The organism is Priestia sp. MDV22-iso46, assembly GCF_058629175.1.
Genome location: NZ_JBZVWT010000008.1, coordinates 37,931 through 57,352 on the forward strand (window position 1 = coordinate 37,931; position 19,422 = coordinate 57,352).

Annotated in this window: 13 protein-coding genes; all 13 read right to left on the reverse strand. The window is 38.1% G+C overall.

Annotated features, from left to right (window positions below):
• Positions 1 to 21: 21 nt before the first annotated feature.
• Positions 22 to 1,023: a GH25 family lysozyme gene (locus AC4NPH_RS25280; RefSeq protein WP_491939098.1), complete on the reverse strand. Its 1,002-nt coding sequence runs from the start codon at positions 1,021 to 1,023 to the stop codon at positions 22 to 24.
• A 58-nt stretch (positions 1,024 to 1,081) separates the two neighbouring features.
• A complete protein-coding gene (locus tag AC4NPH_RS25285; protein ID WP_491939100.1) occupies positions 1,082 to 1,714 on the reverse strand; it encodes a hypothetical protein in 633 nt (210 codons plus the stop codon).
• Between the two features lie 35 nt (positions 1,715 to 1,749).
• Positions 1,750 to 3,108, reverse strand: coding sequence for a pyocin knob domain-containing protein (locus AC4NPH_RS25290; RefSeq protein ID WP_491939101.1), 1,359 nt, complete (start codon positions 3,106 to 3,108; stop codon positions 1,750 to 1,752).
• A gap of 17 nt (positions 3,109 to 3,125) precedes the next feature.
• On the reverse strand, positions 3,126 to 3,512 hold the full coding sequence (locus tag AC4NPH_RS25295; protein ID WP_491939102.1) for a hypothetical protein: 387 nt from the start codon (positions 3,510 to 3,512) through the stop codon (positions 3,126 to 3,128).
• Positions 3,509 to 3,784, reverse strand: a complete 276-nt coding sequence (locus AC4NPH_RS25300; protein WP_491939103.1) for a hypothetical protein — start codon at positions 3,782 to 3,784, stop codon at positions 3,509 to 3,511. Before AC4NPH_RS25300 ends, AC4NPH_RS25295 begins: the two co-directional genes overlap by 4 nt.
• Before the next feature lie 10 nt (positions 3,785 to 3,794).
• Entirely contained in the window at positions 3,795 to 4,490 is a 696-nt protein-coding gene (locus AC4NPH_RS25305; RefSeq protein WP_491939105.1) for a hypothetical protein, read from the reverse strand.
• A gap of 111 nt (positions 4,491 to 4,601) precedes the next feature.
• A complete protein-coding gene (locus AC4NPH_RS25310) occupies positions 4,602 to 6,677 on the reverse strand; it encodes a DUF5048 domain-containing protein (protein ID WP_491939106.1) in 2,076 nt (691 codons plus the stop codon).
• A complete protein-coding gene (locus AC4NPH_RS25315; protein ID WP_491939107.1) occupies positions 6,670 to 7,623 on the reverse strand; it encodes a hypothetical protein in 954 nt (317 codons plus the stop codon). Before AC4NPH_RS25315 ends, AC4NPH_RS25310 begins: the two co-directional genes overlap by 8 nt.
• Positions 7,624 to 7,636: 13 nt before the next feature.
• Positions 7,637 to 8,716, reverse strand: a complete 1,080-nt coding sequence (locus tag AC4NPH_RS25320; protein ID WP_491939109.1) for a hypothetical protein — start codon at positions 8,714 to 8,716, stop codon at positions 7,637 to 7,639.
• 67 nt (positions 8,717 to 8,783) lie between these two features.
• Positions 8,784 to 17,045: a phage tail tape measure protein gene (locus tag AC4NPH_RS25325; RefSeq protein ID WP_491939110.1), complete on the reverse strand. Its 8,262-nt coding sequence runs from the start codon at positions 17,043 to 17,045 to the stop codon at positions 8,784 to 8,786.
• A gap of 32 nt (positions 17,046 to 17,077) precedes the next feature.
• On the reverse strand, positions 17,078 to 18,115 hold the full coding sequence (locus AC4NPH_RS25330) for a site-specific integrase (RefSeq protein WP_491939111.1): 1,038 nt from the start codon (positions 18,113 to 18,115) through the stop codon (positions 17,078 to 17,080).
• 46 nt (positions 18,116 to 18,161) lie between these two features.
• On the reverse strand, positions 18,162 to 18,662 hold the full coding sequence (locus AC4NPH_RS25335; protein ID WP_491939113.1) for a YomN family phage-derived protein: 501 nt from the start codon (positions 18,660 to 18,662) through the stop codon (positions 18,162 to 18,164).
• Positions 18,662 to 19,348, reverse strand: coding sequence for a hypothetical protein (locus tag AC4NPH_RS25340; RefSeq protein WP_491939115.1), 687 nt, complete (start codon positions 19,346 to 19,348; stop codon positions 18,662 to 18,664). The genes AC4NPH_RS25335 and AC4NPH_RS25340 overlap by 1 nt, the downstream gene beginning before the upstream one ends.
• Between the last annotated feature and the right edge of the window lie 74 nt (positions 19,349 to 19,422).

Below are 19,422 nucleotides of genomic sequence, written 5' to 3' on the forward strand. Positions count from 1 at the left end.
TCGTCAATACTTTTGCTTTAATTAAACAATAGTCATGTAGTTTTTAGAGACATACTCTGCCCCAACTTTGAACATGTTATTGTTAGTCTCACCATAAATCTTCCAGCTAGTTCCTGCAGGAAGTACTTGACCACGAGAAGCTTCATCGAAGTCAGGAGTTTTATGAGTCCATACATCGCCAGTAGTTTTTGCTACTTGATTAGTAGTTGCCATGTACTTTTCAGATACATAACCTCCACCGATCGCAATCATGCCATTAACTGTTCCATAATTCTTGAAGATTTCGCCAGCTTTTAGGACACGAACACGACTAGCTTCATCGAAATCAGGCGTAGAATGCATCCATACATCACCAGTTACTTGAACATATGGGTAAACCTTAACATCGCCAACAACTGTTACATCGGCAACAATGTTTTGTTCAATTCCAGTGAAGTACTCAAGTGGTTTTTCTCCATTTAACACGTTTAAGTCAACTGCGCCAGCTACACCAGCTAGTTTACCATTTTGGCTATATTGCCATAGGTCACAAGGCATGTTAGGTACAACAGTGTGAATAGTTCCATCATCAGTAGAACGATAGCGAGGAATCCACAAGAAGTCTGCTTTAACTTTGCTCATACCATAAGTTGTGTAGAATGAATGACCAGTATATAGACCAACCTTTTCTACGCCATTAGCTTTTAGATAGTCGATATACGCTTGAGTTGCAGGAACTAAATCTGCTTGACTGTTAGTAGTCATTTCCTCTACGTCAACAACTAAGAACTTTGCATCTGCGCCTTTTCGTGCTAAGAAATCTTTAGCTTCTTGGATCGCATCGTTTACTGAAACAAATCGAGCATATGCGTAGTTTCCGTAAGGAATTCCATTAGCTTTACATCCAGCTTCGTACTCTTTGTGCTTTGTATCTTCTTTACCTGAGCCATATTGAGTTCGAATGATTGCTAAATCCAATTCTGTTTTAGCCTTTGCGAAATCAATTGTCCCTTGCCAATAAGATAAGTCTACGATTTTACCCACTATACAACATCTCCCTAGTTTTTATTGGTGGAGAGAAAGTCTCATTCTCTCCACTCTATTATTTTGAATAAGTTATCTTTAATTTTGGTTTACTAGAGCCATCTGCGACTCCATAAAAGTAACCATAGTAACTTAGATTAGTAGTATTTGCGAATAAGCTAATACCCTTGTAATCTCCATCACGAATGCCTTCACCGAACGACTTAGGCATCTGAATCCATTTAGCTTGTCCTCTAGAACTAAACTCTTCTGTTACAGCACCATACTTAGAATAACTAAACATTGAAGGCTCAGAAGCATGGTTGTGATAACCAATAACTGCCTTCCCTCCTGCATAGTAATACCAGTGTTGGTTTTTAAGATACAGTTCAACGTCTAGAATCTTAGCACCAGCCAGTTCAGATTTAATATCTCCAAAGCCACATAGCGAACGTTGAATTCCCCAAGGCTCTTGAACATATTCTCCCTGACATAGCTTTCCACTTTTCCAATCACTTCTCTTTTCGTTTGTATCACGATATGATTGTGTCCACGTAGCTTCGAATGTCTTTGTGTAGGTTTGTGAAGTCATATTGACCCATTCTCCATCTTGATACTTATAAGCATCAACATCTACCCATTGACCATCCTTATATACTTTTGGATTAATAGATACTGGCTCACCATCAACGAACTTGTTTATCAGTCCCACTTATATCACCTCTCATTGTCAATACTTTTGTCCAATTAGATATCGAACCAAATATCGCCATTCTCAGGATTTGGTGGAGCGACTGACTGAACAGTAACCTTCTTGCCATTAATCTTAATAGCTTTTACAAATTCAACTTCACCACTTGCTCTATCAACGTTCATAACTCGTTGACCACTCTTCCAATCATGCATTCCAAACTGACCACTAGTATTCATGAAGAATCCAATTCCACTGTCTCCATCTTTAACAAAGCGCTTATGAACTTCTCTAGCAGTTGCATCGTGATGATGACTGTATACTGATTCTAAAATACCATCAGACTTGAATGTGTGACCAGTTACAGTGCCACCTGTCATAGTTAAGTCTCCATTTGCAGTAGCTGTAATTTTAGCTTTCTGAGTGTCATCTCCTGCTCTAAAGAATAGATTTCCTGCTTGAGAACTACCACTGCTTGCTTTAATTACAATAGACTTACTATTTTCAATGAATTGGTCTCCTTGGAAATGGTTATTATAAGCATCTTGTCTAGCATATGCACTGCCATCTAAGCCATCTAGTTTATCTGCGTCCAATCCACTTCCAGCACCCATATTTCCTGCATGGAAGACTTTATAAGAAGTTGTTCCATTAGATACTTTCAGGTCTCCTGAACTAGCTTGAATAACTGCTTTAGCACTAACATCACCTAGAACAACTTGGTTAGAACCATCTACTTTACCAACGTTTAAGTCAGTGCCACTAGTATTCTTCCCTGCATAAGAAGTGTTATTCTTCATTGAAGTCTTACCAGTTAGCGATCCTCCACTAAGTTGTAAATATCTACTGTCATGATTGTGATTTGTAGAGTCAGCATCTAATGAAGCAATATCTGCTTGAATTTGCGTAATTGCACTTGAAGCGTTATTTACTTCTGTCTGAACCTCGTTAATTGCACTTACGACACTAGTCTTTGCACTTGTAGTTAGAGAAGCTAAGCTACCTACAATAGATTGTAAGTTTGCAATACTGTCACTTGTAGCCTTCCCTGTAGCAATCCAAGAACCAGCAGTTCCATTATAGATTGGTCTAGTATAAGTGTTATTATTTTGTCTATCATAGAACACTTGCTTAACAATCATTCCTGTTGCTTCTACAGACATTAGATATCCTGTACCTGATGCCATTGTAATTGGGGCATCTGTACAATCCTTTACCATGTATAACCCTGTAGTGTTAACAGTACTTAAAGCAACTCCTGTTACTGACTTCCCTGTAAGCAATAACTCTTCAAGGTTAGATGTAACGTTACCATTTGCATCTAATACCTTAACTTGACTCGGCTGAGTCTCTAAATGATACGTGTCAAATCCTGTACCATTGTGAAAATTATATTTACCCTTTTTAATTGTCAAGGTTTAAAGTCTCCCTTCTATTCCATTTCAAATACGATATCGATTGCCATCCCAAGTTCTTCATCCCATAGCTGTTCTACAGAACTAACGATTCTATCTTCAACTGGATCATAGATATGAAACATATCTTTATTTATAGATGATATAACACCCTGAATAATCTTTTGAAGATTCCCATTAGTAATATCTTGGACAATTACGATATCATCTTTGCCAATGAAGGAAGCTAGGTTGTGAGGTATAATACATTCAGATTCACTGCCTAGAACTTCAACAATAGCTTTTAAACCATCTGTACTCCTTACAATTCCAGTGTATGATTTAGTAAAGTTTACATTATCGAGTTTAGCCCCTGCAATCGTCTGTATAGCTTCTATTAAGCTATTTTGAATCTCTGCACTCACGTAGTCTCACCTAGCTTATTCACTATAAACTTATTGATATTATTGTTATAAAGGTCTTGTATCACAACAATATCTCCAACCTTGATGAAAGTGTGAAGATGCTCAGCCATCGTACACTTAGTTTCACTTCCAAGAAATTCAACTACACATTCAAAGCCATTAATCTCTTTTACACGACCAATGTTCGATGAGGTGTAAGGTGTCTTTTTGATAGCTTCATCTACTAAAATCTCAATTGTTTCTATTAGTTTTCTCTGTAGTTCAGCACTCATCTTCTGTCACCTATACTTCTTGAATCCAAATTACGCCTTGTTGTGCATTCGATGGAGCAGATGAACCGACATATGTCTTATCAAACAGAATCCATTTAGTTGCATCTGTAGGCGCTTGTCCTGCAGTAGTTGCGACTTTAGCATAATAAATGCTACCATTATAAGTTACTGCATCCCCCAATGCGTAAGCTTTTGTTGCGTCATAATTTCCCTTATAAGCCAATCCTAGCCCTACGTCACCCTTGTCTCCTTTAGCAGATATCTTCTGCCAGTTAGCTGTGTTTGTAGGAGTTACACCTTTTGCATCTTTTATGCATAGGTAAAGGTCTCCATTATAAGTCACCATGTTTTGGAACTTATATTGAGTAGTAGCATTATATACTCCTGCAAGTTTAAATGCATTAACATATGAAGCCCACTCTACTTGTTTACCATCGATATATCCATCGACATTATCAAGGAAGAATGTCTCTACGTTAGTGATTGCATCATTCATCTTGTTGAACACTTCAGGAGAGATAATGTAGCCATCTAATTGAGTAGTTATACTATTCAATTCTGATTGTTCACTTGCTGTTAATGTAGGCTGAATCTTTAATTCCTGATATCTCTTAGCCTTCGCTACCAAACTTGGTGGTAGGTCAAAGAGTTCAGTGAATGTATCCACGCTTTGTGGGAATGTACTTCTATTCGCCAAATTATTCATCCTTCCTTACCATCAATACTTTTGGTTAGTGCTACAATTAATTAACTCTATAACCAATTATAGCACCGCACCAAGTTGATGTCAACTGTTTTAATAATTTTGTTTAATAGTTTATGGTCTTACAAATCCGACTTTGAATCCTACAGCAGAAACACCTTGAGTTGCTTTGCTGTTATCAAAGATATCTTCGGCATTTAAAGGAACTGATCCTCTATGGTCTGTACCAGCAATAGAACCTGTATCCACCTCATCACCTGTAGGATTAAGCGTTAGGTTTATCTTCACATGATTGTATCCATTCTGAGTAAAGTTTGCTACAAACTGCTCGTATGTTGTAAAAGGCATTGTATTAACAATCGCTTCTTTTACAGCCTCATCTCCACTCTTATTAGACATCTTGATAGAGTACATAAAGTCCTTCATAGTTTTACCTGAAGTCAAGTTCATATCTATGAATCCTGAGATAACATAACCTGCCCCATAATCCATATTCTCAGACTTAAATGAAGCCCCATTTAGGAGTTCTACACATCGATTAACCAATGAAGTTACCAACGCATTGTCTACTTTTCCATCCTTTACAACGATAGCTTTCAATCGTTCGTCAGCACCATGGATAAGTTCAGCCATGCCTTCTTTAAACCATTCAGGCATATCTTTTGTCTTATCGATTGTGAGAGCATTGTTCATTATAGCATGAACCATTTCATGACCTAGAATTCGATCGCTGTACTCTTCTTTACCATTTCCAGTATCACCATTCTCACCTGTACTTTCAAAGTCAGCCAAGTCAACTGTAAGAGTCTGTCTAGATTCATCAAGGAATGCAGTAACATAAGCTGTAACACCATGTAAACCTTCGTATTCGAATCTAACAATCAAGTCTGACCCATCGCCTTCTAAACCGAAGTAATCCTTAACTCGCTTCTCAGAAAGAGATAGCCAGCCTAGATTTTGAATGCCATTGATTACCGTATCAGCAATAGCTTGGTAATCTCCTAGAGAGCCACCGATAGTCTCAAATTGATTATAGTAAACCTTGTGACAAGATAAGCCTATCTCATCCTCAATTCCTAAGCCAATGCTTATTGAGTCAATTACATACTTCTCCATCTCTTTTGTTGCTAGGTTTCTGACTTCAATTACATTCCCTGTATCTAAGTAATAAATTGGAAGTGTGTTGATTTCTAGTTTTTCTTGAAATGTACTAGCCTTATACAACTCATATCTTGCCCTTGCATCACATTGCAGTACATCTCCCAATGTGGTATCTACGACAACAATTGTTTTAGTTCCTAGTTCATTTCTATGAAATTGTGAATTCTCGTCAATGATATTGGCTTCTGACCTTGGAGTAACACCCTTACTATCCATTTGACCAATTACTACGCATCTATTCTTTACACCTTTGTATGAGAATGACTCTTTGAACGTTGTGATTAGGTCTGTCTCTTTGTCGAAAGTCCACGCTACAGGTTCTCCACCTTCTAGTTGAATATCAACGTGTTTAAAGACAAATGTGCCATCAATATCATAATAGCATTCCCAATCCATATACAAGTCTCTAAGCTTAGTAATGATGTCTAGAACTGACTCTCCTTCATTAAACTCTAATGTATATGGAATCTTCAAGTCGGTAAACTCAATGTCAAGATTCCATTCTCCATACAGATTCATCAGTGAAGTTACAGCAGTATATAGTGGCGTTCCTGCATCAAACACCAACTTATTCTCTAAGTATTCTTCTTCCCATCGCATCATATTATCTTGCAGTGAGATACTGATAGAGCGAGAATCCCTAGAGATATCAATGCTCGGCTCAGTAATGAAGAATGTTCCTAGACAGAAGTTCGTAAGGTCTCCATCTGCTGACATGTTGTTTTCAATTCCTGCATAAACTCTAATCTTATTAGTCATCCATAACAAACTACCTCTTTTTGGTAGCAAGCTATCAAAGAGGACAAAGCTTAAACTACCTGTCCTCTTTATCAAACTGTCTCCTGAAACGCTTAAGCTTCCACCTGTAGATAAGCCCTGAACTGTCTCGATGGTATCATTGTTCTTATCTAATACTTCGATTGTTATATAAAGCTTTCTTACAGGTTGAAGATGAAGGTCAGCGTAATTAGCTATGTTAGGGAGATATTTCGCTCCCATAACCACGTTACCTTGAACATATTTAGCCACTTACAACAGCCCCATTCTCGTTAAACGTTGTTTTTCTTTCAAATGCAGTAGTTGAAAGCAAGTCAGTCTTTGTCATAGCATCGAAGGTAATTTCACCAATTTCTGTGTAGTCAAATTGCAGACTAGCCAATGGGCGAAGTAAATCCCCTTCTTTATGAGTTTGCGTAACATTATGTGTTACAATTAACATCAGGACACCATTGTCCATTCTTAATACTTTTGCTTTACCATTGTTTAGGAAGTCAACCCATTCCTGTCTGTTAACCTGTTCTGCAAACTTGTCAATGCCAGCACCAGCAAGGGCGATTGTTTCTCTAGATAATGGGAGGACACTTAGGCTACCACTTCTATACTTACTCTGACCAAATGTTACGATTGGATATCCACTATTGATTGGCTGATTCAATGCTGAGTTTGTATTATAGACAACTTCACCCATGGTGATATCAAACTCTAGTCTTCTATTTTCTTTTCTATCAGTAATGAAGATACCCTCATATGAAGATTCAATTGGTTGTGAAACTGTCTTCTCCCCAAGTACCTCATTGGCAACTGGAACGATCGCATACTGATACATGATTCCATTTTGAGTATATCTATCAACATAATCATAAACGTTGTAATCCTCATCATATTCAAAGATACCAATTGCATCCCACTTACTCGTGCCATAGACTGAACGATAAAGCATGATATGCGTAACCTTAAAGCCATCCATTCCAATAGAACCAGCATCTAGGTCACTTGTAAACTTGGCATCCATAATCGTAGTGAAGCCCCACGATGTAGGTTTAACGTTATCATCTACAATGTTTTTGCTTAAGTCGATATAAGCTTCATCATATGTTCCTTCATTTAACTGAAGTTCATCTAGCATGTCTGTACATATTGGCGTATCAAAGACTGCGCCCTCTTCTAAACCAAAGAAATTGTAATCAATTATCACTTTATCACCTCTCTTACAGTATTTTTAGAGATAGGTCAATTCTATGCTCAACTACCTTTGCGTACACCATAAACTCAGCGCCACTAGGTATTGTTACAATGTTTGAGCGATATCTTGATGTAACTCCACTAAACTCTTTTACTGCGACAATCTTGTTATCATATTTCCAAAATTGAATTGCGATCCCTGTGTTTTCAGGAGGACTAACTTCTGCGAATTTAGTTCCATTAGGGATATTCTTGCACCACAGCTTCATTACAAAGTCAGATGCCTTACTCATTCCTAATCCCTGAAAGATAATAGGTCTCTCTTTAGGAATTACAATCCACTCATCATTAATGTAGCTATAGTTGTTAGAATCATTTCCATCGTTATCTACTTGAGGAGTTCCCTTCACCTGAGTACCAGTGATTTGTTTTAGGTTTGTGGTAATCCTGATAACACCTTCATCATAGTCATTTACTGTCTGTATTAGACCATTTGCAGAAGGAACAATGTACATTGGAATGAACTTCTCACGATGCGTCCATACAACTCCATTTACAGTCTCAATTAAACACTCAATGAAGTAACCCTTACCTCTCTCAAGACCTGTGATAGTTTCACTTAATACACTTGCCACTGATGGAGTTCTAATTGGATAGTTTAGTATAAGGTCTTCATTCTCATCATATAAACTGAATCTGTATGTCTTAACTAATTCACCATCTGCTTGTGTGTAATTGGCTTGAAATGTAACATCTTGGTTGTAGACAAATCCTTCTCCATCGATACTTATGATATCAAGGATAGGTGTCTTAAATGTTCTAAATTCTACTTCATTTGAATATGGCGAGTATGTCCCATCAGAAAGCTTTACTCTTATCTTTGCTTTGTATATCTTGCCATTAATAAACTCTCTTGGTGGAAGGTGATGAACTCTTTCAAAAGAACTGTATGAGAATGTATATACAATCTCTCCGTCAGCAGTGTCTGTCACTACTAGTTCATTATCCATTGCTTGTTTACTACCTGTATAAGTATAGTAAACCGAAGTTCCCTTCTCCGCATCCCAAGGTTGTATACTCAGCAATATTGGTTTAATTTCTGACACCAAATACACCTCGTTTTATATCAATAATTTTGCTTAAGGGGGTTCATAAAAATCCCCTTAAGACTTATTATAGCTTCTCTTTAGACTTTTGTAAAGCGATTTGTGGCAAGCTTAGGATCGCCTCTTGGATACTGTCTTTGTCTGTGGCATTAGGGAATTCTACCTTATCCAAGTTGATACTTACGGATTTGCTAGAAGTCGAAGACTCAGTAGCTTTACCAAAGTTAGGAAGTTTAGAAATCAATGCGTTTGCAAATGTTTCTCCAATGTCTTTACTAATGTCATTGAAAGCTTTAACCAGTTCAGTGCTAAATCCTTCATAGATAGGAGTGGCTGTGCTAGGGATATTACCGTTGATAACATCTCCATTTTCCTTAATATATTCAGAGTATGAATCAATCAATGACTTGATGTATTCATCCTTGATTTTAGGGAAGTCTCCTACAATAGAATCATAAGCTTCTGTTAGGTCATTAATAGCACTTTGGAAGTCTTCTGCGCTGTCATACTGACCATTTTCAGCCTTAGTAAGAATAGCCTCTAGTTTAGTAGAGTAATCCTCACGAGCCTGTTGCTGTGCAGTTTCCATTTCCAATTGCTTATTGTTTAGTTCTTCTTGAGCCTTGTCGATTTCACTTTGGTTTGCTTGGTACTGCCAATCCCAAGTTCCATCAGCATTTTGTTTCAACGTTTGAACTGTTCTCTCATTGCTGAGATTTTCAAGTTTCTGTTGAAGTTCAATTAGGTCAAGTTGTTTATTCATGTAGTCCATTTCGTAGCGACTCATTTTTTCTTGCTTGTCTAGAAGAGCCATCTTCTCATCGAAGTTCTTTGTGCCAAGGTCAGCGATTCTACCATACATCTTCTCTAAAGCAAGTTCTCTTTCTAGTCCAGTTACCCATAAATCATGATATGACTTGAAATCTTCAATCGTTTTACCATCGAACATTTCCTTCTGTACTTTGTTCATAGTGTTGTCGAAAGAGTTTTTCAAGATATTCTTGTTCATTTCGATAAGCTGTAGATTACTAGCTTGGAGAAGCTTGTTATACTCAGTGACCTGAGCATTAATCAGATTCCACTCATAGCTACCTTCTTCATAAGATGATAACTGTTTGTTCAATGAATCTAATGTAGTGTCAAGTTGCTTATTTCTAGCCTTCTCAACGTCAAGCATCTGATCCATTACAAGACCCTTGGCTTTGAAGTTGTCTCCTCCAATAGCAGTGATAAGGTTTTGTGCGTAAGTTAAATCTGTTGCGTACTGGTCATACTTAGACATTGCTTCAGTTAATAAGCTAAACTCAAAGTCAAAGCGCTCTTTAACGCTTGCTTTAATTGCATTTTGAGAATCCAAGTTCTCTTTTTCCAATGTATCAATTTGAGTGTTAATCTTATTGAATTGGTCATCGGTCAAAGTAGAATCTTTAAGTTGATTCTTGTACTCTGCAATAGCATCGTTATTAGCTTGAATTGACTTTTGAAGGTACTCTTCTTGAAGCTTCATATTATTGATGATGAACTTGTTAGTTACAGCATCCTTAGCTTCTTGAGACTTAGCAGATGCTAAATCCTTTTCATATTGAGTTTTCATCTTGTCTTGCTTGGCTTGTAGAGCATCGAAAGCATTGTCTAGCTTAGTGATGAACGTGTAGCTATTATCAAGCTTTCCTACACCAGCCAGTTCATCGAATGTCTTAACGATTTGAGAATAAGAAGCTGTTTGTCCTGCAGTATAATCCTTCTGCATTTTCAACATTGAATTATACTTAGTGGCAGTAATATCAAGTTCTGCATTAGATACACCTTTGACTCTGTCGATGTTTTTCTTAGCGAAAGCATCTAAAGCCTGTTGCATTTCTAATTCAAGATTGATTCTCTCTTGTTGAACTGCTTCGTAGATGTTGTTTCTTCCTAACTCTAATCCAGTAGACTTAGATGAAGCAAGGTCTCCGAAATCAGTGCCACTCAGTAATCCATCCTTAAGGTTAGTAACATTATTCTTAAGTTTGTTAACGTTGGAGTCAACCGCAGTTCCAAACTCAGTTAAGTCATTAGTAACCCTTGAGATTTCGAGGTCATTAATAGCTTGTTCATACTTAACAATGGCATCAGCCTGTGCAAGTATTTCAGTGCTTAGTTTATCTAAGCTTGCTTTTAATGCTGTACCATTTTCCTCGTAACCAATGCTTGCTTTTGACAGACTATTGAATTGGCTTATCAGTGAAGCCATATTGCTCTTAGCACTCGCCATTGCCTGTTCATTAGTAATGAGGGCAAGTTCAGAATCGTTAGAACCAAGGAATTCTAATCTCTTAGCGAAGATTGAATCAGAGTTATTGACCTTTGTTAACAATGCGTCAATGCGCTTGATGACAGCGTCATATTTCTCTAGTTCAATAGCAATGTTATTCTTCTTAATCTTATCTTGAGTATCGAAGATTTGAGTTGTAATATCAGACATGTTATTGCCAATAGTAACTAACTCAGAACTTAGAGAGTGATAAGTATTGAGAAGTTTTTCAGCTTCTTCTGCCTTTGTTCCCGACAGACTTTTAGCGTGGTCTAAGTTAGAAATAGTGTTTGTAGATGTATTGACATTGAATCCATATTTTTTCAATGAATTTAACGTTGAATTCATCTCACTATCTTTTGCACCTTGAAGACTTTGATAAGCAGTTAACTGTTGTCTTAGAACAGGTATCATTTGCTCATACAGATACTTCTGTGCTTTTTGATCGTCACCGACCCATTGGAGAGTTCTAGTAAGGTCTTTGATTCTATCGTCAAGCTTACTAACTGCGTCCTCTTTATTCCAGTATCTCCATACATCCTCGGATACCTTGGCAGGAGGCGTAGTAGACGTTGTAGAAGTCGCATTATCCTTAACAGTTCCATTAGCGCTTGTAGCAAGACTAGATATGCCACGAACAGGAATCCCACCAGCAGATGATACAGAGTTAGATGAAACGCCTCTAGCAGAAACAGACTTATCTTTCTTAACTGTCTTCTCTGTTTTGGTGATACTGATTGAACCACTCTTAGAATAGCTACCACTAAAGAAGCTTTTAACCTTATCCATAAGGTCAATACCGAACACCTTAAAGGTAAACTTCGATTCTTTATGACTCGGAATGGCTTTAACTTTGTTTCCAGCGTCACTGGCATCTTTACCTAGCTTTTTAGCAGAACTACTAGCGCCATCCAAGCCTCTTTTAGCGTTATCAGCACCAGCTTTACCTTTGTTCATACCACTAGCAGTATCGTTACCAGCCTTCTGTCCAGCCTTACCAGCTTTGCTGGCAGATTGAGCAGTCTTATCATGCGCTGAGGCGGCTTGCTTACTAGCACTAGCTGATTTCTGACTTCCACTTGCACTGTCTGCGCCAGCTTTCTTACCTTTCTGACCAGCTTCTTGAGCCTTTTGTCCAGCCTTTTGGTGAGCACTTGCTTCCTTGTCAGCACTATTCTTGGCTTGGTTTGAACCACTTGCGCTATCAGCACCAGCTTTCTTACCCTTCGCACCTTTTTCCTGTGCTTTCTGACCAGCTTTCTGATGTGCAGATGCCTCTTTGTCAGCGCCTTGTTTAGCCTTATTAGAACCACTAGCAGAGTCTTCTCCAGCCTTTTTACCAGCTTTACCTTTCTCGCTTTTTTTGTTCTTGGCTTTCTCGTCAGCAGATGCCTCTTTGTCAGACCCAGCCTTAGCTTTATTACTTCCACTAGCTGAATCATCCCCAGCTTTCTTACCAGCCTTACCCTTTTCATTTTTCTTATTCTTAGCTTTCTCGTCACTAGCAATCTCTTTCTCAAGAGCCTGAATAGCTTTTTGACCAGCCTCTGCGGATACTGTACCTTTCTTAACGTAATCGTTAATAAGTCCCTTAACAGCATCTTGAGCCTGTTTACTACCATTGATTTCTTGAGCACTCCAATCACCGAATGCACTTGCTACTTGTGGAACTAATTGTTGAACTAATCCCCAGTTTGTAGCAGTTAAAGTACCAGCCTCAGCGAATTGCTTCCCTGCTAGATTACCATTTGCAACAGCATCATTCAGTGTTTCCTGACCCTGTCTCATCTGATCCAATAAGGTTTTTCGTTCGCTCATCTTCAAGTTTCCTGAGTCGAATGCAGAGCCTTGAGCCAATGCAGATTGAACATATCCATCCATTGAAGCCTTAGTATCTGCTAAGTCTCCTTTTTGCTCTTTAATCTTACCATTAACTTCTGAAAGCTTGTTTTTCGTGCTCTCTAATTGTGCTTCCCAATTTCGATAGTCCTGACTCATTTTGATTGCAGGATTATCTTTACCAGCATCAATAAGACCTTTAAGCATGTCAGCTTTGTTTTTTAATTTTTCTTTCTGAGCCTCTAAGTCCTGCAAGCTACTCTTAAGCTTATCGATTTGAGCAAGACTGTCTCCTACTTGGATACCAATCTTTTGAGTGCTCTGTTCCTTAACTCCATTAAGCTTGTTTTTCAAAGCGTCTAATGCAGATTGGATTTGAGAAGTGTCATTCATCTCAATTCGAACTTTTAAGCCTAAATCCTTAGCAGTATCATTGAATTCTGACTTAAACTTAGCAAAGTCTTCGTGACCCATTTGACCCATATCAGAGCCTTTAGCGTTGTTTAATTGCTTTTGCCAGCTATCTAACTTAGCCTTGTTCTTATCTAATGAACCATTGATAATAGCATTGCTTTTCTCAAACTCACTAGCAGTTTTTTCAAAAGCTTTTCTAGCTTCATCTGCGCTGTTGACAAGACCTTTAAAGCCTTTTCCGATGGTCTCAAATACTGGAATGCCCATCATTTCCATCATGATTAGAGCGTCACCAACAATTGGTATCATCCCTGCTAAGCCTTTAATAGCACCTTTTACTAAGCCAGTTTTAGTTACTGTGGCAGAAGCAGATTGAGCAACAGCTTGGTTAGTTCTAACAACTTCTCCCTGTGCCTTTCTAACAGCACTAGCATCAGCCTTGTATACAAGTGTTCTTACTACTGGCTTGTTACCAGCAGTCACTTCGGCTTGTGCCTTCTTAACCATTCTAGTATCAGCTTTCCATGTAACACTTCTAATTACAGGTTTATTTCCTGCAGTAACTTCAGCTTGTGCTTTCTTAACAGCCTCAGTGTTTGCCTTATATACAACAGTTCTTACTTCAGGGGTAGAAGGTGCTTTTAATACCGCAGGTGCTTTTGCTTGCGATCCAGCTTGGATTTTACCAGCTTTAATCATGGCACTTGCGCCACTTTGCTGTACTCTAGCTGTCTCTCTTGCACTAGCTTGTTGTATTCTAGCAGATTCCTGAGATGCCCTAGCTATCTCTCTGTTAGTATCTATAAGTCTTCTAGATGAACTGTTTACATCATCTGTACCTTTTTTCAGGTTCTTCAGAGCGTTTACTGCGCCTGTGACTCTAGCAACGTAATCTCTGAATCCACTAGTAAGAACATCGGTCATTCTCTTACCAGCGTTTGTAATTGCCTTAATAGCAACTGCAATAGCAAGCCATTTAGCTACATTCATAAATGCTGGATTGTTCATTAAGTCAGTGGCAATTTGTAGACCATTAGTTAATACTTCCATAGTCTTAGCTAGTAGACCACCATTTTCACCAATCTTGTTAGTGAATTCTAACCAAGCATTTTGAAGCTTAGCAAGTCTGAATCGAACAGAGTCCTGTTGTTTTTCAAACTCTTTATAGGCTGAACCATCGATACCTTTACCTATTTGGTCTTGAGCAGTTTTACTTGCTTGTCCAACTGTATCCCATTGGTCAATGATACCTTGTAATACGTTGGCATGCTCTTTACCAGCTAGATAGAACTTAGCAGTAGACTTGTCTTCTACAGACATATCTTTCCACTTACTAGCAAGTTGACCAATAACATCGGTCATACTCTCAGCTTCTGAAAGGTCGATTCCCAACGAATCTTTGAAGAAATTAAACTTTCTTTTCTCACCAGCAGTCATCTGTGCTCTCATGTTACCAAAGTTGAGACTCATAGTTTTGATCGCTGTACCGATTCGTTCTCCTCCCATTCTAGTAGCCTCTTGAGCACCAGTAATCATACCAGTGAGGTCTTCGAATGATACGCCAGCATCTTTTGCTGTACCAGCAGAACGCATATATGCCTTACCTAACTCTTCCATCTCAATAGCATTTTGGTTGGCAGTTTCGTTCATTACGTTGATAACATCGTTAGCTTTTAACCCTTGCTTTTGGAATGCTTCCATAGGAACAGCCATCCATTTAACCATGTCGTCAGGCTTGATGTTACCTACGAAACTACCTACTAGGGATGTTTTCGCTAACTCTTGAGAATCAGTAAAGTTCTTACCAGCAGTTACCCACTTTTCAACAGCCAACATGTATTGGTCTGCAGTTACACCAAGTTGAGCACCAGTATCATAGGAAGTGTCTTTGAAGTGTTGCATTGTTTTTGCACCAGCATCAGCAACCTTATTAACCTTTACGAATGCCTCGTCAACAAGTAATGAGTTTTTAAGGATTTCTCTAAACCCTTGTTCAAACCCAGCGTATGTGCTGTATGGGTCGATTGCTCCACCAGTATTGCTAAAACTTCTATCCTTATCCTTTGCATCTTGACGCAATCTGCTAAGACGAAGTTCTTCACTTTGCGCTTGTTTAATAGCGTTAATCTCTTCTCTTCTACTTGCAGTTAATTGCTTAGATGATGAGATTTCTCTTTCTAAAGTATTAGCTTTATCTCTTTCAGCACTTAATGCTCTTTCAATTACACCTGATTCACGAACTCCTGAGAATTGGAGGTCACGTTGTAGTTGATTGATTCTTCTTAGACTATCTTCATAAGCCTTCATTTTAGAGTTGAAAGCATCTTGCTGAGCGTTGTTTTTAGCTACAGCTTGAACACGTTGCATATCTGTTTGATGAAGTCTTTCCATATAACCTAGTTGTTCACGCAACTTGTTACTTACAAGCCCTTGAGCCTCAGCGTTGGTTCTGTTCTCATTCTGAATCTGCTTTGCGATTGACAATGCTTTTTGTAGATTTTGTAGATTAGTATAATCTCCCTCTTTAGAAGAGCCTCTAGACTGAATCTCATGAATCTTAAGTTGTAAGCTTTGAATCTCTTTTAAGTCTCGCTTCATTTGAGAAGCATATTCTCTTTCAGCTTGACTTAGTCTTTGAGTAGCCTCAGCATCTGCCTTTTTAGCTTGAGCCTTTTCAACTTGTAGCATTGCACTGGTTCTAATAGCGTCAAGTTCTTCTCTTTGAGAAGCAGTCATTTTCTGAGTCAGATTATTGCTCTCGCTAATCTTAGCTTGAATCTTGTCATGGTATCCATACTCTTCTCTAAGAGCATTTAACTCATTGCCCTTGGCGTTGACCATCTGAACAGCAAGTTGACTTTTCTTAGCTTCGAGTTGTGCCACTCTAGAAACAGCATTAGCAATTTCTTTCTCTTCGTTTGCTACTTCTTTAGCATACATAGCTTGGTCTTTTAGACTTGCGACTAATTGTTGCGATCGCACAAGCGCCTGTGTGCTACCCTCATCCATAGAATTAGCTTTATACTTAAGCTTATACTCCTCTTGCAACATTTCTAACTGTTGCTTATGAATACCTAACTCTTTATTCATTAATGCAGTGCTGTCTTTGTCAGCAGATTTCATACTCATTTCAAGTTGATGGATACGCTTTAGAGTATCCTCAATCTCTTTTAGAGCCTTCTCCTGATTAAGTGTTTCTGTTATGTCAATCATTCCATTTGGTTTCTGAGTAACAGTTCTAGAAACATCAGCGCCATCATTGTAAGTTGACTTAATGGTATTGGCATAACTGCCATCTGCCATTTGTTTACTAATTCGTTGAAGCTTAGCGACTTTCTCCATATTAGCATCAATCAGCTTACCTTGGTCTCTATAGGCTTGTTGCGTCTTCTTAGCACTTGCATCTTGAAGCTTATCAATATTTCTCATATCTTGAAGGACATCTTTGAAAGCTTTGTCCATATCTAAGCCAGCAACTTTAATCTTTAACTCACGATTCTTACTAAGTTCATGGTCAAGTTTTCTTAGTTCTGTTTGAAATTTATTGACAGCCTTGAAAGCCTCTGACATATCTGCAGACAGCTTAATTTCTACAGCATTGTCACTTAAGGCTTTTTTAATTTTGGCTCTCATTGAAGCCAAGCTTCGTTCGTCTACGTCAACGTTGACTTTTGCAGTGAAGTTCTTTTTGACAGAAGCCCACTTCTTAGCTAACTCTGCCTGAAGTTCACCAACAGTCTGAAACTCTACTTGAACCTCAATACCTATCTTATTACTTGGCACTTACGCTAACACCACCTTGTTAATACTTTTGCTTAATCTTCTTTGTTTTTATTCTTTAATTGCTTAAGCTTCTCACGAATCTCAGCCTTTGATTTCGGTTTAACATAGTGCTTCTGAGTTGTAGAGATATCACTATGGTTCGCCATTTCCTGAGCCAATGTTAAATCTCCTGTCTCATCTACAATCTTGTTAATTGCAGTTTTACGTAAGCAGTGAGGATGTAAGTCAGGTAATCCTAGGATCGTACCCATCTTTCTAACACGCATGTAAATTGAAGTCTGAGACATCTTATGATAAACACCATTTCTTTTGGCGACAAATATTGCATCACACTCAAGATTGTCCATCTCCTTACGCATTTCTCTCCACTTCATTAACAAGTCTCTAGTTGATTCCTCAAAGGCGACCTCAACCATTTTCCCACGTTTCTCTCTGATATCTACGAACATCATGCTCTCTAAATCCAAAGATGACCATGTTAACTTGGAGATTGCTCCATTTCTATTTGCAGATTCAATAGCGATATGCCAAATCAGTAAGTCTTGAATATCAAACTTTCTACCCTTTGGCTTCTCGTAATCCTCATGCATTACACGAGTGATAATATCAATCTGCTCTTGATTCAAGAAGTAATGGTTAATGAGTTTCTCATCATTAGCGCCTTTCATTCTTTCAAGCTTTCTATCAAATGGATGAACATCTACTGGAACACCCTTACGCTGTACAGCCCAATGGAAGTAACTAGATACAGCAGATAACTTTGTATTAATTACCTTCTTGTTATTCCCAAGTTCATCTTGCAAAAATCCAATGTATCCCTCCATGATTTCAACAGCATTTTCTAAGTACTCTTCATCATGAATACTGATGTTTTCCCACTCTTCCATTAGGTATACCAAGAACTGATTAAAGTAGTTTTGGTAAACCTTATAAGTAGTTTCTTTAACATCTCTGTTTTTAATAATCCTTGATTTTAGATACTTTTCATAAGACTTAACGCTTTCTTCGTTTATCTCAGCAAGCTTATCTTTAGTAAAATAGCGTTTATATTGACGCTTTTGTTCTGCCACTTTCTTCACCTCTTATGGTTTATTAGCCATAAGAAGCCTCCTTAATTTATACAGATACCACATTCCAACCTTGACTTCTTAGTGAACTAGCCAATGCTACAGCCAATTCCCCACCACTTAAATCAAAGTAAGCATCCTCCATATAATGTGCGCCCTCACGATCGAATAATGAACCACTTGTTCCTTCTTCAATCCATAGTGGAATGTATTCACTAACATCTATGCTAAACACATCTGCATGAGCGTTCCATCCACCATAGCCACCTGTTCCATTTCTTATCTGAGGGTTAATCTTTCCTGTATCCATGTAAATCTCAAATGTTGCAAATTTATATCCAATGCTGAGATTTCCTATAGTTACACTATTCAACAGGTCAAATGTTCTATCGTAGGCTTCATCCCCTTGAGGGATATAAGCCTCGTATACATTCTTGCGAATATACTCTTGAACAACATCCATACAGATTGCTGTTACCTTGGTTTCAATTGCAGTCATGATAGAACTTTTAAGGTGTCCTTGAAGAGCAGAGACAGATTTAAATCTCATTAGTTATCAAACTCATCCTTAGTTACACGCTGAGTAATATAGTCTGCGTTAACTGTAATTTGAGTTTCTGCCTTCTCTACTCTACTAGCTAAGTCTGCAATATCACTTGCATTAGCCTTTAGATTAATAACTTCTTCAACTTTATCTGCAAGTTCTTCTTGACTATTCGCATTCTCTACTGCTTCATCTAATTCTCTTGAAGCCTCATCTACTTTGCGTACAAACTCGTGATCCCCATTACGCATAGCCTGTTCTACCATTAATGTTGGAATTTGAGAGATTAACTCAGCTTGAGATAATACACTTTCTGCACTTGCAATTTCTGTTTTGATTTTTTCAGCGTATAACTTGTTTACATCTGAGATGATTTGAGCAATCAAGTTCTGTGCGATCAACAAGTGAACAGATGGATTGTCAATAATTTTGCTTAATTCTTCATCTGAAACGTCTGAGAAATCGATGTTCGTTAATAATGGGAAGAAGTGTTTTACTACTGTGATTGCATCGAATACTACTGTAGCATCTTCTCCGAAGTCTACACCTTCTTGTCGTTGAATATCAATTAGAGCGTCTGCCACTTCTAGTGTAGGCTCGTAAATCTCAATCTTGCCTGTTGGCGTATTAATGTAATCTCGTACCTTCTTTTCTTCTTTAGGTACTGTTAAATTTGAAATGTGAATTGCCAATTTGATTCACTCCTTATTATTTGTCAATACTTTTGCTTAATATTGCCTTATTAATATAATAACAGAATGAGAGA